The following is a 24885-nucleotide window of genomic DNA, read 5'->3' as shown; positions in this document are numbered from 1 at the left end:
CCTTGGAAAGGGGCAGGGCGGCGCGCATCCCGCTCAGGGCGTCTCGACCGGCAGGCCCGAGGGAACGGCGCCGGGCAGGCCGAGCCGCCCGCTCCGCGCGCCCGGATCCTCGAGCGCGGCGAGAAAGGCGAGGATCGCCGCGATTTCGGCGTCCTCGAGCGAAATGGGCTCGATCTCGACCGCCATGGCGAGGCGCAGCATCTCGTCGAAATCCATGAGTGCCGCGTCGTCGGCCACCTCGAGCGCGACATCATGCAGCAGGGCGCGGTCCGCGCTGTATTCCGCGAGGCTGGTCAGCGGGTCGAGATGATGGCGCACCATATCCTCGAGCCGGGCGAAGGCGCCGTTATGCCCGTAAGGTGCCGTCAGCGTCACGTTGCGCAGCGAGGGGGTGCGGAACCTGTAGGCGTCCGCCGGATCGCCCGTGACACCGGCGCGCCCGTGATCGGCATATCCCTCCCCATGCCCCTTTCCGGGTCCGAGCGGCGGCACGCCGATGGCGTGAAAGGCGTGATCGGTGAGGTAGGGCCCGCTATGGCAGGTGCCGCAACCGGCCTTGCCATAGAAGAGCGCCATGCCCGCCTGCGCCTCGGCGCCGAGGGCCGTGCCGTCGCCGCGCAGGGCCGCATCGAAGGGCGCGTCGGTCGAGCGGAAGTCGAAGGCGATATAAGCGGCGAGTGCGGCGCCGATATCGGTGACATGCAGCGGCGTGCCACGCCCGATGATCCAGTCAAAGCGCGTGCGGTAGGCGGGGATCGCGTTCACTCGGTCCGCCAGAAGCTGCCACGCGCCGGTCTGCCCGCGGATGCGCCCCGCCGCAATCGCCGCCGAGACCTCGTTCTCGGCTCCTTGGCCCGCCATCTCGTCATTGGCCGTCATCGGCAGGATCGCTTGCGCGGCGAGAGGCGAGGGCACCGGCCGCTCGAGCGCGAAGCCGGGCGGCATGCGTATGCCGAAAGGCGCGGCGGGGTCCGCCGCGACGCGCCCGTCATGGAAGAGCGCGCGGAACTCGGCGGCGCCCAGATTGTAGAGCGCGGGGGCATTGCGCGCGATGCGGGCGCGCGGCGCGTTGGCGGGGTCGATCCGGCGCGCTGTGCCGAGACCGATGCCCCCTTCGCCGAGCGACAGCGACATGCCATCGCCAGCGGCGAGCGCGGGATGATGGCATGTCGCGCAGGAAATGTTGCGATTTCCCGACAGGATCGGATCGAAGAAAAGATCGCGGCCCAGAAGGACGGAATGCGTCTCGGTCTCGGGGAAGCCAGATCGGGTCACCGCGCCGGGCACGTCGGCGGCCAGAGAGAGGCTGGCCTGGAGGGACATGACTGCGGCTGCGGTGACCCCAAATCTCATTGAAAGATACTCCTGAATCCCCGCCTGTGGAAGGATAACTTGCCAGAATGAGGCAGAAAAATGACGAATGTGGAAATAGACTGGTGGAGTTCGGGAAACATTGCGATGTCCTGCCCGTGACTGATCGGGCTTTGTCAACATTGGGCGGGCGCATCGCTCTCTGGGCCGGAGGCGACGCCCGAATCGGACATGAATGTGACCATTCGAAGGCAGACCCGCCGAAGCAGGTGCCGTCACGGAGCGATTGGGACCGGCCGGTATCCTCGCGCGCGATCATCGCCGTCTTGCCGCCCCCTCCGCCGATGGCCTATCTCTGGCCCTGCACCAGCCCGGAGGACAGCATGCACCAGAAGATGAGCGCCGACGATCTGACAGCCTTCATCGCGCGCGAGTTTCCGCAGGTGGCGCAGGATTTCGCGGTGGAGGAGGCGGGGCCGATGCGCCTCACGCTCCGGCTCAAGGTCGCCGAGCGGCATCTGCGTCCCGGAGGCACTGTTTCCGGCCCGGCGATCTTCGCGCTCGCCGATGTGGGCATGTATCTCGCGGTTCTGAGCATGATCGGCCCCGAGGCGCTGGCGGTCACCACGAATTGCAGCCTCGATTTCATGCGCAAGCCCGCAGCGGGCGCCGATCTTCTGGCCGAGATCCGGCTGCTGAAGCTGGGGCGGGTGCTGGCGGTGGGCGACGCGCTCATCCGCTCGGACGGATCCGAAGCGCCCGTCGCGCGGGCGAGCCTGACCTATTCCATCCCGCCCGCAGCGGTCGCGGGGTGACGCGAAACTGCGCAAGATTATGGGGTATTTGAGTACCTATTTTACAGGCTGTTGTTTTTGCAAGATTTATCCAGAGAATGAGCGGTTGACCCGGCACGCGCCTTCTATATAACCCGCCCATCACCAAGGGGCAGGCCCGGCCTGCGTCCCACAAGACGACATCAAGGATTCTGCGGTCATGAAGACATTCTCAGCGACACCGGCGGATATCGACAAGAAATGGATCGTGATCGACGCCGAGGGCGTCGTTCTGGGCCGTCTCGCCTCGGTTATCGCCATGCGCCTGCGCGGCAAGCACAAGGCAAGCTTCACTCCCCATATGGACATGGGCGACAACGTCATCGTCATCAATGCCGAGAAGGTCCAGCTGACCGGCAAGAAGCGTGACAAGCCGAATTACTGGCACACCGGCCATCCGGGCGGCATCAAGTCGCGCACCACGGGCGAGATCCTCGAGGGCAAGTATCCCGAGCGCGTCGTGATGCAGGCGGTCAAGCGCATGCTGCCGGGCAACCGCCTGAGCCGCACGCAGATGACCAATCTGCGCGTCTATGCCGGCGCCGAGCATCCCCACGAGGCCCAGAGCCCCGAGGTGCTGGACGTCAAGAACATGAACTCCAAGAACACGCGGGTGGCTTACTGATGGCTGACGAAATCAACTCCCTCGAAGAACTGTCGGCGGTCGCATCCGGCACCGCTCCGGTCGAGGCCGCTCCGCGCGAGCCCGTCCGCGACGAGCTGGGCCGCTCCTACGCCACCGGCAAGCGCAAGGACGCGGTCGCCCGCGTCTGGATCAAGCCCGGCTCGGGCAAGGTCACCGTCAACGGCAAGGAAATGAAGGCGTATTTCGCCCGTCCCGTGCTTCAGATGATCCTGCGCCAGCCCTTCACGATCTCGGGCACCGAAGATCAGTTCGACGTGATGGCCACGGTCGTCGGCGGCGGTCTTTCGGGCCAGGCCGGTGCGGTCAAGCACGGCATCTCGAAGGCGCTTCAGCTTTACGATCCCTCGCTGCGCGGTGCGCTGAAGGCGGCAGGCTTCCTGACCCGCGACAGCCGCGTCGTCGAGCGCAAGAAATACGGCCGCCGCAAGGCCCGCCGCAGCTTCCAGTTCTCCAAGCGTTGAGGCGCGACGGAAGCAGGGGTCCGACCATCAGGGGCGTGGCGGGAGATCCGCCGCGCCCTTTCCGTATCAAGAGGCCGGCCTTCGTGTGGCCGTCCGACACGAGCCGATCTGGAACATGCGCTACAGGCCCGAAATCGACGGATTGCGCGCGGTCGCGGTCATTCCCGTCATCCTCTTTCACGCGGGCTTCGCCGGGTTCGCGGGCGGCTATGTCGGCGTCGATGTCTTCTTCGTCATCAGCGGCTACCTCATCACCACCATCCTGATCGGCGAGCGCGAGGCGGGCACCTACTCGCTGCTCGGCTTCTACGAGCGCCGCGCGCGGCGGATCCTGCCCGCGCTCTTTCTGGTCATGGTCTGCACCATCCCCTTCGCGTGGATGTGGCTGGCGCCTGACCCGTTCGAGGATTATGCGCGCAGCGGCGCCTTCGCCGCGCTTTTCGCGTCGAACTTTCATTTTCTCGAGAAGTCGTCCTACTACGATGTCGGCTCGGCGCTGCGCCCGTTGCTGCACACATGGAGTCTCGCGGTCGAGGAGCAATTCTATCTGCTCTTTCCGCTCGTCCTTCTGCCGCTCGGTGCCTTCGCGCGGGGCCGGTTCCTCGCGGTTTTTCTTGTGCTGGCGGCGCTCTCTCTGGCCCTCGCCGAATGGGGTTGGCGCACCTATCCGGGCGAGAATTTCTACTTCACCTTCTCGCGTCTGTGGGAGCTTCTGGCCGGTTCGATCTGCGCCGCGATCCTTTTCGCGCGGCCCCAGATGCGCAGCGAGGCGCTGGCGCTGCTGGGCCTCGCGATGATCGCGTTCAGCATTCTGGCCTACACGGCGGCGACGCCCTTTCCCTCGGTCTACACTCTGGTTCCGATCATCGGCACCGCGCTCGTGATCCTCTATGCGGATGCCGGGACATGGGCGGCGCGCGCACTCAGCCTCAAGCCGATGGTCTGGGTCGGTCTCATCAGCTACAGCGCGTATCTGTGGCATCAGCCGCTCTTCGCCTTCGCCCGCATCCGCAGCATCACCGAGCCGCCTTTATGGGCCATGGGGCTTCTATCGCTGGTCACGCTGCTGCTGGCCTGGGCGACGATGCGCTATGTCGAAACGCCCTTCCGCCGCCGCAGCCTCTTGCCCGGGCGCCGCGCCCTTCTGGGGGCGAGCGCGGCGGGAATCGCGGGCCTTGCGACACTCGGCTTCATCGGCGATGCGACCAAGGGTTTTCCGTCACGCCTCGATCCCAGCGCGGGCGGATACCTCGCGGATCTGCGCCGCGAGCTTCTCACGCCGACGCAGGCGGTGAGCACGGGCTGCATCGACGGGGGCATCGGCAGCGATGCCGCGCTCTGCACCGTGTTCGGCAGCCCGGACGCGCAGGCGCCGCAGGTCGCGCTTTTGGGGGACAGTCATGCCGGGGCGCTGACGCCGGGCTTTGCGCAGATGTCGATAGCACATGGCGTCGACGTGCAGGTCGCATCGCGTGGGGCCTGCCCTCCGCTTCTCGGCGTCTACCTCGCCAAGGGTGGCAGCTATGCGCGTGACTGTCATGATTTCATGCAGGAGGCCGCCGGAGAGGTCGTCGCGCGGGGGATCGGCACCGTTTATCTCGTCGGACGCTGGAGCCTCTACGCGAGCGGCGAATATTCGGACGAAAAGCAGACCTACGCGCTCACCGAGAGTTTCGGCGCGCAGACGGTGCGCCGCGCCGCGCGGCTCGCCAATTTCGAGGCGGCGCTGGAGCGCACGTTGGAGTATTTCCGCGCGGCGGGCGTGCGTGTCGTGATCGTGGGCGAGGTGCCGCTTCAGATGGCAATGGCGCAGACGGCGATCGAGCAGGCGATGCTTCTGGGGCTCGATGCGGAGCAAAGCGCGGTGAGTTTTCGGCAGACCTTCGTGTCGCGCGGCGCTTATGATGCGCTGAGCGCGGAGGGCGAGGATATTCTGCGCCGGCAGGCCGAGCGGCATGGCGCGGAGCTGTTGATGCTGACCGAGCCCTTCGCCGAGGGCGACAGCTATGTGTGGATCCGCGACGGCGCGTCGCTCTACCGCGACACGAACCATCTGTCCCCGGCCGGAGCGCTCGGCCTTTCGGAAATGCTGGCGCGCAGCTACGCGTCGCCCTGATCGGGCGGGATGAGGCCGAGGCCGCGCAGGTAGATCCCGATGCCCGATTCCAGCAGATCCTCGGGTGGGTAGGGGCCGGCGCTGCCGGGGGCGCCGCGCGCGAAAAGCTCGACCACGCCGTGGCTCATCGCCCAGATATGGGCCGAGAACATCGTCGCGGGCGGGCGCTTGGCGGCGGGAATGTGCTGGCAGAGCCGCGCCGCCGCCTCCTCGAGCACGCGGCGCGCGGCGCGCGCGGCGGCGGCGAGTTCGGGCGTGCGGTTGACCGAAATCCCGCTCTCGAACATGGCGATGTAGTGGCCCGGATGCTTGCGCGCGAAGGCCAGATAGGCGCGTCCGGTCGCTTCGAAGGCCGAAAGCGCCGAGGGGCCGCCACTGTCATAGGCACGCGCCATGAGCGCGCCGAAAATCTCGTAGCCTTGCAGCGCCGCCTCGGCGATCAGGTCGTCGCGGCCCGCGAAATGGCGATAGACGGCGGCGGGCGTGACGCCCGCGCGGCTCGCAGCCTCCGAGAGGGTGAAGCCTGTCGGACCCTTGTCCTCGATCAGCTCGAGCGCGGCCTCGACCAGCGCCTGCCGGAGATTTCCGTGATGGTAGCCGCGTTTAGGCACGCGCGGATCCGGTATCGCCGCCCGACCATATCTCCGGCCCGCCCGAGACGGTGCCGTCGATGGGGCCGATGGCGGCGGCGTCCTTGCCTTCATAGGGCACGGCATGAAGCACGCGGCGCAGCACCGCAAGCCGCGCGCGGCGCTTGTCGTCGGCGCGCACGATGGTCCAGGGCGTCTCGGGGCGGTGCGTGCGCTCCAGCGTCTCGGCGATGGCATCCGTATAGGCATCCCACTTGGCCAGCCCCTCGACGTCGATCCGGCTCAGCTTCCATTGCTTGAGCGGATCGCTTTCGCGCCCGAGAAAGCGGCGCAACTGCTCGGCGCGGCCGACATTCAGCCAGAACTTGATGAGGATGATGCCGTCCTCGACCAGCATCCGCTCGAAGGCCGGGGCCTGCTCGAAGAAACGCGCGCGCTGCTCGGGGGTGCAGAAGCCGAACACATGCTCGACCACGCCGCGATTGTACCAGCTTCGATCGAAGGAGACGATCTGGCCGGCGGAGGGCAGATGCGCGACATAGCGCTGGAAATACCACTGGGAGGCCTCGGCCTCGGACGGCTTGGAGAGGGCGACGACGCGCGCGCCCCGCGGGTTGAGGTGCTGGTGAAGGCGCTTGATCGCGCCGCCCTTGCCGGCGGCGTCGCGCCCCTCGAAGACGATGGCGATGCGCGTGCCCGATCCCTGCGCCCAGGCCTGAAGCCGCGCAAGCTCGGTTTGCAGGAGGCGCAGCTCCTCGTCATAGGTTTTGCGCTTCATGCGCGCGTCATAGGGATAGTCGGGCGCGAGAATGTCGTCCTTGTCCGCCCCGCGCACCGCCTCGGCGACGCGGTCCGGCGCGCCGGAGGCGAGAAATGCGCTGATCGCGCCGTCGAAGGGAAGTGTCATGGTCCTGGGTCTCCGCTCGGTCGCAGTATGGGGCGCGCCGTGGCGCGTTGCAATCACTCGGGCGGCACGGCGATGCCGGCCCGCCCCGCCGCGCGGTCGATGGCGGCAACGACCTCGTCCTCGGCGACATGCTGGAGCATGTGGCCCATGCCGGGCAGGCGCTCGAGCGTCGCGCCGGGGATCTGGTCGACCAGCTTTTCCGAATGGATTTCCAGCCCGACCGTGGTGTCCGCGGTGCCGTGGATGATCTCGGTCGGCGCGGTGATGCGCCCGTATTTCGGCACGAGGGCCTCGATCTCGTCCAGAAGGTTCGCGCGCTGGTCGGCATTGGCCGAGAGGCTCACCCGGCGCAGGGTCAGCGGCGCGGCGATGGCCTCGGCATAGCCTTCGGGCGGCTCCTGCGGCTCGAACACGCCCGCGATGGAGGATTGAACGACCGATTGGGGCACGAAGGCGGTGATGAGCGGCACGACGAGCGCCTGCCCCCAGCGCGAGGACGTGATCTCGTAGAACATGCCTAGCCCCGTGTCCCACGGGTTCGAGGCGGCGGCGACCGGGATGAGCGCGGCGACGTCCTCGGGATAGGTCGCGGCCCAGGCGAGCGCGACGGCGCCACCATAGCTCTGGCCCATCACGATGGGCCGCTCCGCGCCCAGTTGGGCGGCGGCGGCGCGCAGAAGCTCGGCCTGCTGGGTGATGCTGGCGCCGCTGCGGTTCAGGCGCTGCGTGTAGCCGAGGCCGGGCCGGTCGAAGACGATGACCCGGTAGCGCTCGGCGAGGCGGGGCGCGAGGCTGAAGGTCATGTCACGCGTGTTGCCGCTGGCGCCGTGGATCAGCACGAGGTCCGGCCCGTCGCCCATCACCACCGCATGCACCTGCACGCCGTCCACATCGAGGATCTGCCCTTCGGGCGGGTATTCGGCGACGGCGCGCCGCTCGCGCACGGCGGCGGTCACCTGAACGACCGCGACGAGCGCCGCGATGAAAAGGGCCAGATATATCAAGATCTTGCCCATCCGCTCATGTCCCGATCGCGTCGATATCGTAGGGCACCGTCTGGTAGATCATCGAGATCCAGTTGCCGTAGAGCAGATGCGCGTGGCTGCGCCAGCGATTGCGCGGCGCGCGGCCCGGATCGTCGTCCGGATAGTAGTTGCAGGGCACGTTGATGGGCGTACCCGCGGCGACGTCGCGGTCGTATTCCTGTTTCAGCGTATCGCTGTCATATTCGAAATGGTTGAAGACATAGAGCGCGCGATGGGCCGCATCCTCGACGAGGCAGGGGCCGACCTCGCTCGAGTGAAGCAGCGTCGTGAGGCCGGGCGCCGCGTCGATCTCGTCCTTGCGCATTTCGGTCCAGCGGCTGACCGGGATCACCATGTCGTCCGAGAACCCCCGCAGATAGGGCGAGGCGGGCTGCATGTTCTCGTGCCGGAAACAGCCGAAGGCCTTGGCGGGCAGCATGTGTTTCCGGATGCCGTGGAAGTGGTTGATCATCGCCATTCCGCCCCAGCAGACGCCGAAGGTGGAATGCACATGGCCCTGCGTCCAGTCGAAGACGCGGGACAGCTCCTCCCAATAGGTGACTTCGGGAAAATCCAGATGCTCGATCGGGGCGCCGGTGATGATGAGGCCGTCGAACTTCTCGCCCGTGGCCTCGACCTCGGCGAAGGAGCGATAGAAGCTCTCCATGTGATCGGCGGCGGTGTTCTTGGTCTGATGCTCGCTCATGCGGATCAGGCTGAATTCGATCTGGAGCGGCGTCGCGCCGATCAGGCGGGCGAACTGGTTCTCGGTCTGGATCTTCTTGGGCATGAGGTTGAGCAGGCCGATGCGCAGCGGGCGGATATCCTGACGCGCCGCCTGATCCTCGTCCATGACCATGACGCCTTCGCGCGTGAGCACGTCGTAGGCGGGCAGGTCGGCGGGGATCTTGATGGGCATGGGCGGCTCTTCCGTGTCTTCGGGAACGTCTCAGATAGGGGCGGGGGCGCGTCGCTCAAGGGCGGTGGCGATGGCGTCGGTGAAACTTGCCGCATCCGTGATCGCCTCGACATCGCGGGGCGTTAGCGTGACGCCCCAGGGCGCCATCGCCTCGTAGCGCGGCTTGCGATGGGCGAGGGCGCGCGCATAGGTCCAGCGGATGAAGCCGTCGGGATCGACATCGCTTTCGGTGCAGCCCTTCTCGCGCAGGTAGGCGCTCCAGGCGTCGGTCAGGAATTCGGGCTGATAGGCCATCGGCTTCGGCGCACGGTCGAAGCGGCGGATGAGCTCGGCCGTATGCGCCTTGCTCCCTTCGAGATAGACCATGAGGCAATGGCGCGACAGCTCGGTCAGGAGCGGGTCGGCCGGGTCATTCCCGTCCACCCATTCGCAGATCGAGCCGCCCGTATCGCAGATGAAATGCGGATAGCCGTAGAGCCGCGCCGCGCGCTCGATGAAGTAGCCCGTATCGCCGAGCGCGTTGATCTCGGCGCGGCGGAACTGCTCCTGCCGCGTGCGGTACTCGCCGATGGGCATGCCGCCGCGCTCGGGCGCGCCGGGCTTGCCGAGATAGGTCGAGACCGGGGCGAGATTGTTGAACGTGATATTCGAGCCGATATAGATCGAATCCGACAGGAGCAGATCGCGCAGGAACGGCACCTGCATCGCATGCGCCTTGGCGTTGTCGGCGATCAGCTCGCCCATGTAGCGGGTGCCGATCCGGTAGTCTATCGAGTAGTGAAACCAGTCGCCCGCGCCGCGCAGCATGTTCGACAGATGCGTCTTGCCGAGACCGGACATGCCGTAGAAAAGCACGCGCTTCTGCGGGGCGTCCCGCCATTCGGCCGCCGTTGAATAGATCATGCCTCGTTCCTTTCACGCCGCGCTTCGTGAGTAGCCACGAAGCCTTGGCGCGTCAAATGCGAAAGGCCCCGCCGCGTGGTTGCGCGGCGGGGCCTCTGGCCGTGTCCGGCGTCCGGATCAGAAGCTGATGCCGACCTTCATGCCGAAGGTCACGGCATCATTGCCCGAGAAGATCGCGCGCGGCGCGTCGGGCGTGCCGGTTTCCGCGATGGCGTCGCCGATCCAGATGTAGCGCAGGCCGCCCGAGACGGTCACGGCCTCGGTCACCTGGTATTCGCCGCCGACGGTCAGGATCTGCCGGTTCTTGGTCGGCGCGAGCGGCGAGACGAGATCGTTGCCGGTCTCGTCCTCGTATGAATAGGTGATGCTCCCGGAAAACTTGTCGGTGAAGCGCCGGCCGATCCCGACCTCGTAGGTCCATGCGTCATCGAGTTCGGTCAGGTTGGGCGCGGCGCTCGGGGGATCGAGCTGGAAGACACCGTGTTCGGACCAGCGCACGCTGCCGAAGGCGAGTGTGTTCTCCGCAATGCCCGATTGCACCTGAAGCTTGACGCTCTGCGGGAGTTTGGACGTCGTGGTGCCGGTGGCGAGAGGGGCGCCGCCCGGGAAGGTTTCGACCGTCGGCATATCGAGCTCGACCTCTGAATGGTAGGTCAGGGCGGCGCGGAAGGCGATTTCGGGGATCTCGTAGGAGGTGCCGAGCACATAGCCGGTCGCCTGATCGGACGAAAACTTGACGTTGTAGCCATTGAGCGGGCCGTAAGCGAGGCCCGAGAGCGTCACTTCGCCCTTGGCGCGTACGACGCGCGGGCCGCCATAGACGGAAAAGCCGTTGCTCATCTGGTAGCGCGCCAGCATGGTCAGCGCGTTCGTATCCGCATCGGCCATGGTGCTGCCCAGAAGGGTCGTCGCCGGGTTGCCGTTATACTGAACGTCGACGCCATAGGGCTGGTCGTGGATGATGGCGAAGGAGAGCTGATCGTTCAGCTGGAACTTCACGCCGCTGCCGAGGACGCTGAAATCGTTGGCGACATTCGAGATCGGGTTGCCCAGAAGATCCCGCCCGGTGACCGAAGGGGTCACGAAGGCGTAGGACAGCTCGGCGTAGTTGCCTTCCTCGAAGATCAGATCGATCGGCGTCTTGGTCAGATCGAGATTGCCGGCCGTGGCGGCGCCGGCCCCCATCGCGGCCAAGGCGGCCGTCGTCCACAGGGTTCGCTTCATCATTTGCACTCCTCCCAAAGCTGCAAAGCATCAAACTGGCATCGACGCTAGCATGGCGCTTTGGCGCTTGGATACTGTGCGAATGGATCGGTGGCGCCTGCCGGGCGCTCTGGACGCCCGAAAGACACAAATCTGTCACAGTTGCGCATCAGTGACGTTGCGTCACCTGAAAAGTACTGCGGTGCGAAGAGGTTGAAGCGTGATGTTCACGTGATTCGGCGAAGCGGTTTCGCCGACTCACTCCCACTCGATCGTGCCGGGAGGTTTCGAGGTGATGTCGTAGGTCACGCGGTTGATGCCGCGCACCTCGTTGATGATGCGCGTCGCCGTCTCGCCGAGGAAGTCGTGGCTGAACGGATAGTAATCGGCGGTCATGCCATCGACGGAGGTCACGGCGCGCAGCGCGCAGGCGAAATCGTAGGTGCGCCCGTCGCCCATGACGCCCACGGTGCGGACCGGCAGGATCGCGACGAACGCCTGCCAGATCTCGTCATAGAGGCCATGCTTGCGGATCTGGTCGATATAGACCGCGTCGGCCTTGCGAAGGATCTCGAGTTTTTCGCGGGTGATCTCGCCGGGGCAGCGGATGGCGAGGCCGGGGCCGGGGAAGGGGTGGCGTCCGATGAAGCTGGCGGGCAGGCCAAGCTCCATGCCGAGGGCGCGCACCTCGTCCTTGAAAAGCTCGCGCAGCGGCTCGATCAGCTTGAGCCCCATCTTTTCGGGCAGGCCGCCCACGTTGTGGTGCGACTTGATGGTGACCGACGGGCCGCCCGAGAAGCTGACCGATTCGATCACATCGGGATAGAGCGTGCCCTGCGCGAGGAATTCGGCGCCCTCAATCTCGTTCGCGTATTTCTGGAACACGTCGATGAAAAGGCGGCCGATGATCTTCCGCTTGGTTTCCGGATCGCTCACGCCGTCGAGCTCGCCGAGGAAAAGGTCCGCCTCATCCGCGTGAATGAGCGGGATGTTGTAGTGATCGCGGAACATCGTGACGACTTCTTCGGCCTCGCCTTGCCGCAGAAGGCCGTGATCGACGAAAACGCAGGTGAGCTGATCGCCGATGGCCTCGTGGATCAGCACGGCCGCGACAGAGGAGTCGACGCCGCCCGAAAGGCCGCAGATGACCTGCCGGTCGCCCACCTGCTCGCGGATCTGGCGCACGGCCTCCTCGCGATAGGCAGCCATCGTCCAGTCGCCGGTGAAGCCCGCATCCTGGATGAAATTCTGATAGAGCGTCTTGCCGTTCGGGGTGTGATGCACCTCGGGATGGAACTGCACCGCGTAGAAGCGCCGCTCGAGATCGGCGGTGACGGCGAAGGGTGCGCCGGGCGATGTGCCGTAGATCTCGAAGCCGGGGGCGATGGCCGCGACGTGATCGCCATGGCTCATCCAGACCTGCTCGCGCTCTTCGAGGAACCAGCCCTTGAGGAGGTCGATGCGCGTTTTCGTCGGCGTCACATAGGCGCGCCCGAATTCGGCGGTGCCGTCGCCGCGCTCGACCCGGCCGCCCAGCATGTGCATCATCACTTGCTGTCCGTAGCAGATGCCGAGCACCGGCACGCCCATCTCGAAGACACGCATCGGCGGGCGCGGCGAGCCTTCGTCCATGACGCTGGCCGGGCCGCCCGACAGGATCACGGCGCGCGGTGCCATCTCCTCGAGAAATGCCTCGGTCACGTTCTGGAACGGGTGGATTTCGCAATAGACATCCAGCTCGCGCAGGCGGCGCGCGATAAGCTGCGTCACCTGGCTTCCGAAGTCGATGATGAGGAGGCGTTCGTGATGTATCTCGGTCATGCCAGCCTAGTAGGACGCGCGGCGGGCTTGCGCAAGAGGGAGGCGCTTTGCGAGGGGCCGGGCGCAACGCCGCGTCATGTCGCTTTCCCCCCGCAAACGGCGCAATTGCGCGCCGCGCCGCGCGGGCGCTGCGATATGGAGTGCGGATGAATGGCCCCTGCACCGGGGCTGCACCGTATCGTGAAGGGGCATAGCATGGCAGAAGCAGCAACACTCGGCAGACGTGGACGCGGGGGCGGAGGCGCCGCACGCCGCGCCGAGCGCACGGCCGTCAGCGTCGAGACCGCCAAGTTCATCGAGCGCAATATCCCCGTCTACGAGATGCTGAACGAAGAGGCGCTCGAGATCATCGAGCGCAATGCCGAGACGGTTCTCGCCGAAATCGGCGTGAACGTCGTCGACAATCCCGGCGCGCTCCAGCGCTGGCGCGACGCCGGCGCCGAGATCGAGGGCGAGCGCGTGCGCATCCCGCGCGGCCTCGCGCGCAAGCTCTGCGAGACCGCGCCGAGCCGCTACACGCAGCACGCGCGCAACCCCGAGCGCAATGTCGAGATCGGCGGCAAGACGCTGGTCACCGCGCCGGTCTACGGCCCGCCCTTCGTGCGCGACATGGAAGGCGGCCGCCGCTATGCGACGATGGACGATTTCCGCAAGTTCGTGAAGCTGGGCTACATGTCCAAATGGCTGCACATGTCGGGCGGCACCGTCTGCGAGCCGACGGACATCCCTGTGAACAAGCGTCACCTCGACATGCTGATGGCGCACATGACCCTGTCCGATAAGCCTTTCATGGGTTCCGTCACCGAGGCGAGCCGCGCGCAGGACAGCGTGGATATGTGCAGCATCCTCTTCGGCAAGGACTTCGTGCAGGAGAACACGGTGATGACGTCGCTCATCAACGTGAACTCGCCGATGACCTTCGACGATGTGATGATGGGCGCGCTCGAGGTCTATGCCGCCAACAATCAGGCCTGCATCATCTCGCCCTTCATCGTGGGCGGCGCGATGGCGCCGGTGTCGGTGATCGGCACGCTCACGCAGGTTCTGGCCGAAGTCATGGCGGGCGTCGCCTACAGCCAGCTCGTGCGGCCCGGCGCGCCGGTGATCTTCGGCGCGTTCGTCACGTCGATCGACATGAACTCGGGCGCGCCCACCTTCGGCACCCCCGAGGCGAGCCACATCCTCTACGGCGCGGGTCAGCTCGCGCGCCGCATGAACCTTCCGTTCCGCTCGGGCGGCGGGCTTTGCGGCTCGAAGCTGCCCGATGCGCAGGCGGCCTACGAATCGGCCAACACGCTGAACGCGGCGCTGATGGGCGGTGTGAACTTCATGCTGCACAGCTGCGGCTGGCTCGAGGGCGGCCTCGTCGCCGGGTTCGAGAAATTCGTGATGGATGCCGACCAGCTCGGCGTTCTGCACAATCTCGCGCGCGGTGTGCAGTGGGACGAGAACGGGCAGGCGATGGACGCGCTGCGCGAGGTCGGCCCGGGCGGGCATTTCCTCGGCTGCGCGCATACGCAGTCCAACTTCAAGGATGCGTTCTGGCGCACGGAGCTGTTCGACTACAAACCCTTCGAGACATGGGACGAGGAAGGCGCGCGCGATACGATGACGCTCGCCAACCTGCGGATGCACCGGATGCTCGACACCTACCAGCAACCGCTGCTGGACCAGGGGATCACCGAGGCGCTCGAAGACTTCGTGGCCAAGAAAAAGGCGTCGATGCCCGACGCCTTCATGTAAGCGACCGCAAGACCCGCGCGGCCTGGAATGTCAGGCCGCGTGGGCGCTGCGCAGGATCCGCGCCTCGCCCATCATGGCGATCAGGATCTCGACATGGCGCGTGGCCGAATAGCCGCTCGTGCCGACCTTGCGCTGATCGTTCAGCGCCTCCTCCATCTCGACCAGACGGGCCAGCGCGGCGGCGCTGCGCGGCAGCGTGCCGTATCCGAAATGACGCCGCAGATGCGCCTCGCGCCGGTATTCGGCCGCGCCGATGCGCGCGGCGCGGATCAGAAGGCGCGGGCGACGCAGGCTGTCGAGGGCGGTCAGGATATCGTGCATCGCGAAACTCTCCGTGCTGATGTGCGGAAGATGTCATCGCACAACCTAAAAGGGTGTTGCGCGAAGCGCGGAGTCAGCGCCCTGTCCGGTTCGCCTTTGTTTACTGTTCAGCAACCATCGTTGCCAAACCGTTGACAATTAACGGACCGGTAACTTTTTCTTGCATAGGTTGCATTCAAGGACGTGGAAAAGTCTGTGGATAACCAGCGGCCGGGCAGGGCGCACACCCCTCGGAAACGCTGCGACAAGGGCAAAAGAAGGGTAGATATGTTGGGCTTGGGAACTGACAGCGGCGGCGCGCGCGGCGTGCCGTCTTGGGTGCCGCATGGGGCGAGGCTTTATCTCGCCCATACCGAGCAGGGATCGTCGATCCGGGCGCTGGCGCGGCAGAGCGGCTGTCACGCCTCCACCGTCCTGCGGCGTATCCGCCAGTTCGAGACCCGGCGCGACGATCCGATGGTGGACGAGGCGCTGCGCCGCCTCGGATGCCACGTCGCCCCGCGAGAGAGTGCAGGTCCCCTGACCCAGGAGACTGCCATGATACCCCACCGTGACGCGCCGCAAGGCGATGTGGCCGACGTGACCGAGGCGCAGCTTGTGGCCGAGGCAGGCCGCATCCTGCGCCGGATGACCGAGCCGGGGGCGGTTCTGGCCGTCGCGGCGCAGATGGAGAAGGCCGTGGTCGTGCGCGCCGATGGCGCCGCCGAGCCCACGCGCACCGCCGTGGTGGACCGCTCGGTCGCCGAGGCGATGGCGCTGAAGGGCTGGATCGGCTGCGATGCGCCGGGCCGGCTTGCGCGCTATCATATCACCAAGGCGGGGCGCGCCGCGCTCGGCGCGCTTCTGGCCGATGCCGAGAACCGCGCCTCGGGTTTCGCCGATGCGCAGGCGCCGTTCAGTGCCCGCGACGAGGCACAGGCGCCGCGCCGCCCGCGCTATTCGGCCAATGAAAGCCCGCTTCTGGCGCTGTCGCGCCGGCGCGACAGGGACGGCGCGCGCTTCATCCCCGACGATCTGGTGCGCGCGGGCGAGCGCCTGCGCGAGGATTTCGAGCTGAGCCAGATGGGCCCGCGCGTCAGCCAGGACTGGAGCCGGTTTCTGACCGCGCCCAGCCCCGGCGGGCAGGGCGGCCATGCGCGCGGCTCGGAGGCGGCACGCCGCCGGGTCGAGGGGGCGCTCCACGATCTGGGGCCGGGCCTCGGGGATATCGCACTGCGCTGCTGCTGCCATCTCGAGGGGCTCGAGAAGGCGGAGAAGCGGATGGGCTGGTCCGCGCGCTCGGGCAAGATCGTGCTGCGCATCGCGCTCCAGCGCCTCAAGCGCCATTACGACGGCCTCGGCGAGGCGGGCGGCATGATCGGCTGACGCGGATGGCGGCTAACCGGCGTCAGGGTGGCGGCGAGGCGCCTCAGCCGCCGACGAGCGCGCCCACCGCATAGGCCACGAGGGCGCAGACGGTGCCGACCAGCACCGTCTCGCCCACCGTGCGCACCAGCCGCTCGCCCGTCGCGTTCCAGCGCACGATGCCGAGCGCGACCAGCGCCGCGCCGGTGGCGGCGACCGACAGCCAGAAGGTCTGGCGCGTCGGATCGAGCAGGAAATAGGGGATGAGCGGCACCGCGCCGAAAATCACGAAGGACAGGAACGTCATGAAACCCGAAAGCGCCGGGTTGTCCTCGTCCGGGTCGAGCATGCCGAATTCGTAGGTCATCATCAGATCGGCCATCAGCTCGGGATGGCGCGCGACGATGGTGGTGAGCGTGTCTGCCTCGCCCGCCGGCACGCCGCGCTGGCGCAGGATCTCGAATAGCTCCATGCGCTCGTGCTCGGGATCGTCCATGATCTCCTGCATCTCGCTGATGCGGCGATTGCGGTAGAGATCGTGCTGCGAGCGGGTCGAGAGAAATTCGCCGAGGCCCATGCTGATCGCGTCGGCGAAGAGATTGGCAAGGCCGAAGACCAGCACCGCGACGCCGCCGATCTGCGCCACCCCATCGGCCTGCGCCCCGGCGAATCCGGCCACGATGGCGAAGGTCGTGACGATGCCGTCATTGCCGCCATAGACGATCTGCTTGAGAAATTCCTGCATCCGTCCAAGCGCATGCGCCTCGCGCCGGTGTTCCTGCCAGTCCATGCGGGTGCCTTTCCGTTCTCGGCGCCAGTATGGCTCGGCGGCAAGGGGCTCTGCCACAAGAAAAGAGCGGGCCGAAGCCCGCTCTTTCCGCTTTTCCTATCCGGCGCCCATCACTTCAGATCGAAGCGGTCGGCCTCCATCACCTTGGTCCAAGCGGCGACGAAATCGCGCAGGAAGCGCGGCTCGGCATCGTCCTGGGCATAGACCTCGGCGACAGAACGCAGCTGCGAGTTCGAGCCGAAGACCAGATCGGCGCGTGTGCCGGTCCAGCGCAGCTCGCCCGTTTTGCGGTCCTTCGCCTCGAAATGGTGCTGGCCCTCGTCGGTCGATTTCCACTCGATCCCCATGTCCAGCAGGTTGACGAAGAAATCGTTCGTCAGCTGGCCGGGGCGCGTGGTCAGCACGCCGTGACAGTTATCGCCATGCACCGCGCCGAGCGCGCGCAGTCCGCCGACGAGCACGGTCATCTCGGGAGCGTTCAGGCCCAGAAGCTGCGCGCGGTCGATCAGCAGATGCTCGGCCTTCATCGTGTAGCGGCTGTCCTGATAGTTGCGGAAGCCGTCATAGACCGGCTCGAGCACGTCAAAGCTCTCGACATCGGTCTGCTCGGCGGTCGCGTCGGTGCGGCCCGGGGTGAACGGCACGTCCACCTTGTGTCCCGCATCGGCCGCCGCCTTCTCGATGGCCGCGACGCCGCCCAGCACGATCAGATCGGCGATCGAGACCTTCTTGGCGCCGGACTTGCCGTCGAAATCGGCCTTGATGCCCTCGTAGACGTCGAGGACCTTGGCGAGGCGCTCGGGCTCGTTTCCGGCCCAATCCTTCTGCGGGGCAAGGCGGATCCGCGCGCCATTGGCGCCGCCGCGATGGTCCGAGCCGCGATAGGTCGAGGCCGAGGCCCAGGCGACGAACACCAGATCGCTCACCGACAGACCGCTGTCGAGGATCTGCGTCTTGAGCGCCTTGATGTCCGCGTCGTCGATCATGTCGTAATCGGCGGCGGGGATCGGGTCCTGCCAGATCAGGTCCTCGGCGGGAACGTCCTTGCCCAGATAGCGCGATTTCGGCCCCATGTCGCGATGGCAGAGCTTGAACCATGCGCGCGCGAAGGCGTCGGCGAAGAGCTCGGGATCCTTCCAGAAGCGGCGCGAGATCTTCTCGTACTCCGCGTCGAAGCGCATCGCGAGGTCCGCGGTGGTCATCATCGGCGGATGCTTCTTGTCGGGATCGTGCGCATCGACGACCATATGCTCGGGCTTGGGATCGCGCGGCGTCCATTGCTGCGCACCCGCCGGGCTCTTGGTCAGCACCCACTCGTTGTTGAAGAGCACATCGAAATAGCCCATGTCCCAGGTCGTGGGCCTCGGCTTCCATGCGCCCTCGATGCCCGAGGTCAGCGTGTGCGCCCCGATGCCGCTCTCGTTCGAGTTCTTCCAGCCGAAGCCCATGTCGGCCATGTCGCCCGCCTCGGGCTCGGGGCCCTGATAGATGGGATCGTTGGCGCCATGCGCCTTGCCGAAAGTGTGCCCGCCCGCGACCAGCGCGACGGTCTCCTCGTCATTGACGCCCATCCGGGTAAAGGTCTGGCGCACGTCATAGCCGGACGCGACCGGATCGGGATTGCCGTCGGGGCCTTCAGGGTTGACGTAGATCAGGCCCATCTGGACGGCGGCGAGGGGGTTGTCCATCTCGCGCTCGCCATAATAGCGGCTGTTGTCGTTGTCGGACGTGGCCAGCCATTCGGTCTCGGATCCCCAATGCACGTCTTCCTCGGGGGCGTAGATATCCTCGCGCCCACCGCCGAAGCCGAAGACCGGGCCGCCCATCGATTCGATCGCGACGTTGCCGGTCAGGATGAAGAGATCGCCCCAGCTCAGGCTGTCGCCGTATTTCTTCTTGATCGGCCAGAGCAGGCGGCGCGCCTTGTCGAGGTTGCCGTTATCGGGCCAGGAGTTCAGCGGCGCGAAGCGCTGGTTGCCGGTGTTCGAGCCGCCGCGCCCGTCAGCGGCGCGGTACGTGCCCGCCGCGTGCCACGCCATGCGGATGAAGAGCGGCCCGTAATGGCCGTAATCCGCCGGCCACCAATCTTGGCTGTCGGTCATCAGGGCGCGCAGATCGGCCTTCACCGCATCGAGGTCGAGCTTCTTGAACGCCTCGGCATAGTTGAAGTCCCGGCCCATCGGATTGGGGCTGCGGCCATGCTGGTGCAGCACGCCGAGTTGCAGCTGATCGGGCCACCAGTCGCGGTTGGTGCGCTTTTTCTTGGCGTTGAAGGGGCATTTGAGATTGCCGTCCATGAGGGCCTCCTTGGGGCTGCGCGGGGCGGATCGCCCGGCGCCTATGGGTGAAGTCTCGATGCAGGCGATGGCCGCTGCGGCCTTCGTCTGGAATCATTCCAAGTTGAACATGGCGGCTGAAACCCATAAATGCAAATTACAGTTTCTTTTATTTGCGATAAGGCAGGGTTATGAGTATATCGCTGCGCCAACTGGGCTATTTCCGTGCGCTGGCCGAGCATCGCCATTTCGGGCGTGCGGCGGCGGCGGCCTCGGTCTCGCAGCCCGCGCTTTCGATGCAGATCCGCGAGCTCGAAGGTGCGCTCGGCCAGCCCTTGGTCGAGCGGCGCGCGCGCGACGTTGTCCTGACGCCCTTCGGCCGGATGATCCTCGCCCATGCCGAGGCGGTGGTCGAGGGGGTGCGCGCGCTCGAGGATGCGGCGCGCTGGCATGGCGGAATGCCGTCGCATCTGCGCATCGGCCTCATTCCGACGCTGGCGCCCTACCTGCTGCCCGGCGTTCTGGAGGAATTGCGCAGCGGCGACATCTCGCTCGACGTGCAGGTGCAGGAGGCCCAGACCGGGCGGCTGACGGGCGATCTTCTGGCCGGACGCATCGACGCCGCCGTGATGGCGCTGCCGGTCGAGCCTGCGGGGCTGGTGGCCGCGCCTCTTTTCGACGACCGATTCCTCTTGGCCGGGAGCGCGGCACGGCTCGAAAGCCTCGCGAGCGCGGTGCGCACCCTGCGCCCCGACGATCTGGGCGCCGAGCAGCTTCTGCTTCTCGAGGACGGGCATTGCCTGACCGATCAGGCGCTCGAGGCCTGCAACCGGGGCAGGGGGCATGCGCGCATCGACATGGGCGCCTCGTCGCTGGCGACGCTCACACGGCTCGTCGCGGCGGGGTTCGGCCTCACGCTCATGCCCGAGCTTGCCGCGCAGGCCGAGACGCGCGCCGCGCCCGGCATGCGTCTCATGCGTTTTTCGGCGCCCGAGCCGAAGCGCACCATCTGCCTCGTGCGGCGCGCCTCCACGGCGGGCGAGGGTTGGTTCGCGGACCTGGCCGAGGTGCTGACCGGCGTCGGCACGCGGATCACCGAAGCCGCGCGCGGCGGCGCTGGAACGGCCAGCGCGGCGATGCCGCAGCCCGAGCGGACCTGACGCCGCGCGGCATGCTGGCAACTCCTGTCGGCAATCCCTATACTCAAGGCAACCGACCACTGACTCCGCGGGGACCACACGTTGCGTGATCTGAAAATTCCGAGCCAGCGCCATCCCGAGAAGGCGCGCCGCCCCGACAATGCCCAGCCCAAGAAGCCCGAGTGGATCCGCGTCAAGGCGCCCGGCGGCAAGGGCTATGCCGAAACCGCGCGCATCATGCGCGACCACAATCTGACGACCGTCTGCGAAGAGGCGGGCTGTCCCAATGTGGGCGAATGCTGGAGCCAGGGCCACGCGACCATGATGATCATGGGCGAGGTCTGCACTCGCGCCTGCACCTTCTGCAACATCGCCACCGGCAAGCCGCCCGAGGACCTCGACGTGTTCGAGCCGGGCCGCGTCGCCGATGCGGTGCAGAAACTGGGCCTCAACCATGTCGTCATCACCTCGGTCGACCGCGACGATGTCGAGGATGGCGGGGCCGAGCATTTCGCGCAGACCATCCGCGCCATCCGCCATCGCAGCCCCGGTACCACGATCGAGATCCTGACGCCCGATTTCCTGCATTGCGACCCGTCGGTGCTCCAAGTGGTCGTGGATGCCAAGCCGGATGTCTTCAATCACAATCTCGAAACCGTGCCTGGGCTCTATCCTTCGGTGCGGCCCGGCGCGCGCTATTTCCACTCGCTGCGCCTATTGCAGCGCGTCAAGGAGATGGACCCCGAGATATTCACCAAGTCGGGCATCATGGTCGGCCTCGGGGAAGAGCGCCAGCAGGTGCATCAGGTGATGGACGACATGCGCGCCGCCGATATCGATTTCCTGACCATCGGGCAGTATCTGCAGCCGACGCCGAAGCATCATGTGCTCGATCGCTTCGTGACGCCCGACGAATTCAAGGCCTATGAGAAGGCGGCTTTCGGCAAGGGATTTTTGATGGTCTCCGCCACGCCGCTCACCCGCTCGTCCTATCATGCGGGCGACGACTTCGCGCGCCTGCGCGCGGCGCGGCTGGCGCGGCTCGCCAAGGCGGCGGGCTAGGGCAGGGCGCCCGCGGCGCTCAGAGCGCGCGGCGCGCCTCGGCCGCCGCCTCGGAGATCTGCGGCACGAGGCGTTCGACCATGCGCAGCGTCTCGGCCAGGCAATCCTTGGCGCTGTAGCTGCCGGGCAGCACGTGAAGCCTCTGCCAATAGCCGTCCGAAAACGTGTCGATCCACTCCGCCGTGCGGGTGATGTCGCCCTCGTCCGCACCCTGCATCAGCGCGGCGCAGGCCTCGCGGATCGCCTCGTTTCGGGCGATGTCGAACTGGGCCGAGATCGCCGCGTAATCGGGGGTAAATTTCTGCTCGCCCCAGAAGGCGAACCAGATCGACAGGGCCTCCGGATTGCAGATCTCGGGGTCGAAATCGGCACGGATGAGGGCGATGAGCCGCGCGCGCGGATCGTCCCCGGCCTCGGCCAGCGCGCGCTCCCATGTCGCCTGATAGCGCGCGTAGTGATCGCGCAGCGCCTCGGTCAGAAGCCCCGCCTTCGATTTGAAGTAAAAGACCGCCACCCCTTGGGAGAGACCGGCCTGCGCCGCGACGGTGGCCAGCGTCGTGCGCGCCAGCCCGTTCTCCGCGATGGAGCGCCAGGTCGCATCCAGCAATTGCTGGCGCCGCCTGTCGGCGTTCTCCTTGCGCTCCTTGCGGGGTTTGGGGCTGGGCTGGTCGGTCATGGGCGGATCACTCGGCTGGGTTGCGCTGACTTAGCAACGCGGCGTCGTCCACGCCATAGTGAATTTATTTGTTTGAGCAGTCAAAAAAACTTTTCAACCCGGCTCCATGTGCTAGGCTGAAGGCCCGAAGCGTCAGCAGGAGCGTCCTATGACAGTTGCAGCCCCCCTCGACAGGAACCTTCCCGCCACGGAAGATCTGCACGATTGGGACCGCACCCACCAGCTCCATCCTTGGGCCGCGATGGATGACTGGCGCGGCTACGATCACATGATGGTCGACAGCGCCAAGGGCATCTATCTCTGGGACGGGACGGGCAAGCGCTTCATCGACGGGCCGGGCGGCATGTGGTGCGTCCAGATCGGCTATGGCCGCCGCGAGATGGCGGACGCGATCGCCGAGCAGGTCATGACGCTGCCCTATACCTCGCCCTGGACCACGACGACCGAGCCCTCGGCGATCCTCGCCAAGAAGCTGGCGGATATGGCGCCCGGCGATCTCAACAATGTCTTTTTTACCACGGGCGGCTCGACCGCGGTCGATACGGCGATCCGTACCGTGCATTTCATGAACAATCGCCTCGGCCGGCCCGACAAGAAGATCGTGATCGCGCGCGAGAAGGGCTATCACGGCTCGACCTATCTCGCCTCCTCGGTCACCGGCAAGGAGCGGGATAAATCCCGGTTCGACGTCGAAAAACGGCTCGTGCGGTTCCTGCCGGACGTCAACCCCTATCGCCGCGCCGAAGGACAAAGCGTCGAGGCGTGGTGCGACGAGAAGGTGGCCGATCTCGAGGCCATGATCGCCGAGGTGGGCGCCGAGAATGTGGGCGCCTTCATCGCCGAGCCGATCCTCTGCTCTGGCGGGGTGATCGTGCCACCCGAGGGGTATCACAAGCGCACGCACGAGATCTGCCGCAAGCATGACATTCTCTACATCTCGGACGAGGTCGTCACCGGCTTCGGACGCCTCGGCCATTGGTTCGCCTCGCAGGAGGTCTTCGGGATCACGCCCGATATCATCACCTGCGCCAAGGGCCTCACCTCGGGCTATCTGCCGCTCGGGGCCTGCATCATTTCGGACAGCGTGATGGAGCGCATGACCGATCCCGACGACGCCGCGCTCTTCGCCAATGGCTACACCTATTCCGCGCATCCCGTCTGTTGCGCGGCGGCGCTCAAGAATATCGAGATCCTCGAGACCGAGAACATTCTCGAGCATGTGCGCGCGCTTGCCCCGCATTTCCAGAAGCGCCTTCAGGCGCTGCGCCGCTTCGATATCGTGGGCGATGTGCGCGGTATGGGGCTCTTGGGCTGCATCGAGGGCGGTGCGAAAACGCTTGCCGGGGAGCGGCGTCTTGGCGCTATGCTGGACGAGGTCTGCGAGGAGATGGGCCTTTTGGTGCGCCCGCTCATCAACATGGCGGTCTTCTCGCCGCCCCTTGTGATCACACGCGCCGAGGTCGACGAGATGTTCGATATTCTTGAGCGTGCGCTGGAAGAAGTGTCGCGGCGCCTTGCTGCGGCATGACGTGAAGATCGATCTGCAAGTCACTCATAAGTCGAAGGAACGCGCTGCAATCACTCAATAGACCAAGGCTCGGGAATTATCGGTGCCGCCTTGCGCGTTCCTGTCCGCCGCCTTCTCGCGGCGGAAGGCGCCACCCCCGCCAAGAAGCCGTCCAACAAGGAGAACCCTATGTCAGCCTACCGAAATCTCGCACTTGCCGTATCCTCCGCCGCGCTGCTGAGCGCGGCCGGGCCGAGCCTTGCCGCAGGGGGCGATCTGGTCGTCTTCGATTGGGCGGGCTACGAGGATCCGGGCTTTTTCCAGCCCTATGTTGACAAGCACGGCGAAGCGCCGACCTATTCCTTCTTCGGCGACGAGGAGGAAGCCTTCCAGAAGTTGCGTGCGGGCTTCGAGGCTGATGTCGCGCATCCCTGCTCGCAATCGGTTCCGAAATGGATGGATGCGGGGCTTTTGGCGCCGCTCGACACCTCGCGCATCGAGCGCTGGGACGAGCTCGAGCCGGGTTTTCGCGATATCGAAGCCTACATGAAGGACGGCGAGCATTACCTCGTGCCGGTCGATTGGGGCAACACGGCGCTCATCTACAACACCGAGGAGCTGAGCGAGGAAGACGTGCAATCGCTCAATGCGTTCATCGATCCCAAGCATCAGGGCCGCATCTCGATCGGCGACAATGTGGATGATGCCTATGCGCTCGCCTTTCTCGCCACTGGTGTGAAGGACTGGACCAAGGCGACGGATGAGGACTTCCAGGAAGCCTCGGACTGGCTGCGCAAGCTGCACCAGAACGTGCGCACCTATTGGAGCGACGGCGCATCGCTGCGCCAGCTCATGCAGAGCGGCGAGGTCTATCTCACATGGTCTTGGAACGAGACCTTCGCGACGATGAGCGGCGAGGGTTTCCCCATCGCGATCAAGCGCGACACGGATGAAGGCGCGTCCTCATGGGTCTGCGGCTATTCCCGCCTCGCCAGCGGATCGGAGGAGAACGAAGATCTCTTCTACGATTTCATCAACGCCTGGCTCGATCCGGGATCGGCGGAATACATCGTGACGCAGTGGGGCTACGGGCATTCCAACACCGCCGCGATGGCGGACATTCCCGAAGAAACGCTGGCCTCGGTCGGCCTCAACGTGAATGACGAGCTGCGCGCCAACACCCTCTGGCAAGCGCCCGTCGGCCCCGAGCTGCGCGAGAAGATGATCGCCGAATTCGAGATGATCAAAGCGGGCTTCTGAGCCTCGCCAAGCACCAAACAGAAAGGCGGGCC

The 24885-nt window shown here is 66.2% G+C and carries 22 protein-coding genes; 10 read left to right on the top strand and 12 right to left on the bottom strand.

All coding sequences use genetic code 11. The features are described from left to right. Positions 1-33 precede the first annotated feature (33 nt). On the bottom strand, positions 34-1323 hold the full coding sequence (locus ACGRVM_RS03205; RefSeq protein ID WP_377168766.1) for a cytochrome-c peroxidase: 1290 nt from the start codon (positions 1321-1323) through the stop codon (positions 34-36). Positions 1324-1694: 371 nt separating this feature from the next. On the opposite strand from ACGRVM_RS03205, the gene ACGRVM_RS03200 reads away from it, so the two are divergent. The 4 genes from ACGRVM_RS03200 (at position 1695) to ACGRVM_RS03185 (ending at position 5367) form a co-directional block, all read left to right on the top strand. Beyond that, positions 1695-2126, top strand: a complete 432-nt coding sequence (locus ACGRVM_RS03200; protein ID WP_377170009.1) for a PaaI family thioesterase — start codon at positions 1695-1697, stop codon at positions 2124-2126. A 178-nt stretch (positions 2127-2304) separates the two neighbouring features. Next, entirely contained in the window at positions 2305-2769 is a 465-nt protein-coding gene (gene rplM, locus ACGRVM_RS03195) for a 50S ribosomal protein L13 (RefSeq protein ID WP_377168768.1), read from the top strand. Further along, positions 2769-3251, top strand: coding sequence for a 30S ribosomal protein S9 (rpsI, locus tag ACGRVM_RS03190; RefSeq protein ID WP_377168770.1), 483 nt, complete (start codon positions 2769-2771; stop codon positions 3249-3251). The genes rplM and rpsI overlap by 1 nt, the downstream gene beginning before the upstream one ends. 115 nt (positions 3252-3366) lie before the next feature. Beyond that, positions 3367-5367 (top strand): acyltransferase family protein, encoded by a 2001-nt coding sequence (locus ACGRVM_RS03185; protein ID WP_377168772.1) that lies wholly within the window; start codon positions 3367-3369, stop codon positions 5365-5367. Here ACGRVM_RS03185 and ACGRVM_RS03180 read toward each other — a convergent pair. The 7 genes from ACGRVM_RS03180 to guaA form a co-directional block, all read right to left on the bottom strand. Next, positions 5352-5978 (bottom strand): TetR/AcrR family transcriptional regulator, encoded by a 627-nt coding sequence (locus tag ACGRVM_RS03180; protein WP_377168774.1) that lies wholly within the window; start codon positions 5976-5978, stop codon positions 5352-5354. The two genes, ACGRVM_RS03185 and ACGRVM_RS03180, sit on opposite strands and share 16 nt — an antisense overlap. After that, complete coding sequence (gene ppk2, locus ACGRVM_RS03175; protein WP_377168776.1) at positions 5971-6864, bottom strand: polyphosphate kinase 2; 894 nt, start codon at positions 6862-6864, stop codon at positions 5971-5973. Before ppk2 ends, ACGRVM_RS03180 begins: the two co-directional genes overlap by 8 nt. Before the next feature lie 53 nt (positions 6865-6917). Further along, positions 6918-7871 (bottom strand): alpha/beta fold hydrolase, encoded by a 954-nt coding sequence (locus ACGRVM_RS03170; RefSeq protein ID WP_377170011.1) that lies wholly within the window; start codon positions 7869-7871, stop codon positions 6918-6920. Between the two features lie 13 nt (positions 7872-7884). Further along, positions 7885-8808 carry a homoserine O-acetyltransferase MetA gene (gene metA / locus ACGRVM_RS03165; RefSeq protein ID WP_377168778.1) on the bottom strand — a complete coding sequence of 308 codons (924 nt, stop codon included), beginning with the start codon at positions 8806-8808 and terminating at the stop codon, positions 7885-7887. Between the two features lie 30 nt (positions 8809-8838). Beyond that, a complete protein-coding gene (locus ACGRVM_RS03160; RefSeq protein WP_377168780.1) occupies positions 8839-9711 on the bottom strand; it encodes an ATPase in 873 nt (290 codons plus the stop codon). Positions 9712-9828: 117 nt separating this feature from the next. Then, positions 9829-10938, bottom strand: coding sequence for an OmpP1/FadL family transporter (locus ACGRVM_RS03155; RefSeq protein WP_377168782.1), 1110 nt, complete (start codon positions 10936-10938; stop codon positions 9829-9831). Positions 10939-11172: 234 nt separating this feature from the next. Continuing rightward, a complete protein-coding gene (gene guaA, locus ACGRVM_RS03150) occupies positions 11173-12735 on the bottom strand; it encodes a glutamine-hydrolyzing GMP synthase (RefSeq protein WP_377168784.1) in 1563 nt (520 codons plus the stop codon). 195 nt (positions 12736-12930) lie between these two features. Here guaA and ACGRVM_RS03145 point away from each other — a divergent pair, with 195 nt between their 5' ends. After that, on the top strand, positions 12931-14478 hold the full coding sequence (locus ACGRVM_RS03145) for a trimethylamine methyltransferase family protein (protein WP_377168786.1): 1548 nt from the start codon (positions 12931-12933) through the stop codon (positions 14476-14478). Between the two features lie 30 nt (positions 14479-14508). On the opposite strand, the gene ACGRVM_RS03140 is transcribed toward ACGRVM_RS03145, so the two are convergent. Then, positions 14509-14799, bottom strand: a complete 291-nt coding sequence (locus tag ACGRVM_RS03140) for a DUF6477 family protein (RefSeq protein WP_377168788.1) — start codon at positions 14797-14799, stop codon at positions 14509-14511. A gap of 267 nt (positions 14800-15066) precedes the next feature. On the opposite strand from ACGRVM_RS03140, the gene ACGRVM_RS03135 reads away from it, so the two are divergent. Then, entirely contained in the window at positions 15067-16164 is a 1098-nt protein-coding gene (locus tag ACGRVM_RS03135; protein WP_377168790.1) for a DUF6456 domain-containing protein, read from the top strand. A 43-nt stretch (positions 16165-16207) separates the two neighbouring features. Here ACGRVM_RS03135 and ACGRVM_RS03130 read toward each other — a convergent pair whose 3' ends face one another. After that, complete coding sequence (locus tag ACGRVM_RS03130) at positions 16208-16933, bottom strand: VIT1/CCC1 transporter family protein (protein ID WP_377168792.1); 726 nt, start codon at positions 16931-16933, stop codon at positions 16208-16210. A 110-nt stretch (positions 16934-17043) separates the two neighbouring features. Next, positions 17044-19230 (bottom strand): catalase/peroxidase HPI, encoded by a 2187-nt coding sequence (katG, locus tag ACGRVM_RS03125; RefSeq protein WP_377168794.1) that lies wholly within the window; start codon positions 19228-19230, stop codon positions 17044-17046. A 170-nt stretch (positions 19231-19400) separates the two neighbouring features. Between katG and ACGRVM_RS03120 the strand changes: the two genes are divergently transcribed. Together ACGRVM_RS03120 and lipA are read left to right on the top strand one after the other, a co-directional pair. Continuing rightward, on the top strand, positions 19401-20369 hold the full coding sequence (locus ACGRVM_RS03120; protein WP_377168796.1) for a LysR substrate-binding domain-containing protein: 969 nt from the start codon (positions 19401-19403) through the stop codon (positions 20367-20369). Between the two features lie 81 nt (positions 20370-20450). Beyond that, positions 20451-21410: a lipoyl synthase gene (gene lipA, locus ACGRVM_RS03115; protein WP_377168798.1), complete on the top strand. Its 960-nt coding sequence runs from the start codon at positions 20451-20453 to the stop codon at positions 21408-21410. 19 nt (positions 21411-21429) lie between these two features. Here the strand turns inward: lipA and ACGRVM_RS03110 are convergent, their stop codons facing one another. Beyond that, positions 21430-22086: a TetR family transcriptional regulator C-terminal domain-containing protein gene (locus tag ACGRVM_RS03110; protein ID WP_377168801.1), complete on the bottom strand. Its 657-nt coding sequence runs from the start codon at positions 22084-22086 to the stop codon at positions 21430-21432. 148 nt (positions 22087-22234) lie between these two features. Here ACGRVM_RS03110 and ACGRVM_RS03105 point away from each other — a divergent pair, with 148 nt between their 5' ends. Both ACGRVM_RS03105 and ACGRVM_RS03100 read left to right on the top strand, forming a co-directional pair. Beyond that, on the top strand, positions 22235-23614 hold the full coding sequence (locus ACGRVM_RS03105; protein ID WP_377168803.1) for an aminotransferase: 1380 nt from the start codon (positions 22235-22237) through the stop codon (positions 23612-23614). 168 nt (positions 23615-23782) lie between these two features. Next, on the top strand, positions 23783-24853 hold the full coding sequence (locus tag ACGRVM_RS03100) for an extracellular solute-binding protein (RefSeq protein WP_377168805.1): 1071 nt from the start codon (positions 23783-23785) through the stop codon (positions 24851-24853). Positions 24854-24885 lie beyond the last annotated feature (32 nt).

Origin of the sequence: Roseovarius aquimarinus (assembly GCF_043661195.1) — a bacterium.
GTDB lineage: Bacteria > Pseudomonadota > Alphaproteobacteria > Rhodobacterales > Rhodobacteraceae > Roseovarius > Roseovarius aquimarinus.
This window is presented reverse-complemented; position numbering and strand designations above follow the sequence as displayed.